The organism is Aquipuribacter sp. SD81, assembly GCF_037153975.1.
Lineage (GTDB): Bacteria > Actinomycetota > Actinomycetes > Actinomycetales > JBBAYJ01 > Aquipuribacter.
In genome coordinates this window covers 1-972 of the sequence record NZ_JBBAYJ010000065.1, presented here as the reverse complement: position 1 = coordinate 972, position 972 = coordinate 1, and the positions used below count along the sequence as shown (strand labels likewise).

Here is a 972-nt window from a genome sequence, read left to right as displayed (position 1 = left end):
CTCCGACTTGTCGCCGCGGGCGGGACGGCAGGCGCCGCCGGCGCGACGGGCGTGGCAGGCGTCGGGGCCTGCGCAGCCGGGGCCGGGGTCGGAACCGTGGCGCGCGGCGCCGCGGTAGGCGGGACGAGCCCGGTCGCCGGCGCCCCGGAGCCGACCGTCGCCGGCGGCCCGGCGGGACCCGCGGCGGGCGGCGCCGAGGGGGTCGAGGCGGTCGGCGCGGCGGGGGACGGCGCAGTGGGTCGTGCCGCTGCCGGGGGCACGAGGGACACGGGCGTCCCGGCGGTGGCGGCGGGCTCGCGGTCACCCTCGCGGGAGCCGTCCTCGTCGCGGCCCGGCGCCGGCTCGACCGCGGGGGCCGCGGGCGGCTCGGTCGGGGCCGGGGCACCGGCGACGACCTCGCGGCGGGCACGGAACGCGCCGAACAGGCCTGCGCGTCGGGCGGGGGTGGTCGGGCCGCTCGGCGCGGCGCCCGTGGCACCGGAGGCGGGTCCGCCGTCGGTCGTGGCCGTGACGGGGCCCTCGGCGTCCGGCTCCTCCGACGTCGGCTCCTCGCGCGAGGGCTCGGGACGACGCGGCAGGGAGACGCCGGCGGGGGCGCGGGTGGGCAGCGCCGAGGTGTCGGGCTCCGGCGACGCGGCTGTCGGGCCGGGCTCCTCGGCGTCGGGGCCGGCGGCCTCGACGGGTGCGCTGGGCGCCACGGACGGGACGAGCAGGGGTGTCGACGCGACGGGGGCCGGCGTGACGGGGACGGGCTCGGTCGTCGGGCCGGTCGCGGGCGCCGCGGGAGCTGCCACGGGCGGGAGGACCCCGGGCACGTCCGGCGCCACGTCGGGCGTCGCGACGGGCGGCGCCAGCGCGGCGGACGCGAGGGGAGACACGGGCGCGGGCGGCACGACCGGGGTGGCCGGGGCGGCCGGGGTGCCGGGGGCCGCGGCAGGGGCGAGCGAGGCGCTCGGCGCCACGGGCGAGGCG

General features: G+C 84.4%; 1 protein-coding gene and 1 pseudogene. One reads left to right on the top strand and one right to left on the bottom strand.

Going from position 1 to position 972, the window contains the following annotated elements:
• Window positions 1-698: pseudogene (locus tag WAA21_RS17900) on the bottom strand (hypothetical protein); the annotation flags it as partial.
• 40 nt (window positions 699-738) lie between these two features.
• Here WAA21_RS17900 and WAA21_RS17895 point away from each other — a divergent pair.
• Window positions 739-972: BatC protein (locus WAA21_RS17895; protein ID WP_442893316.1), on the top strand; the 234-nt coding region annotated here is incomplete at its 3' end.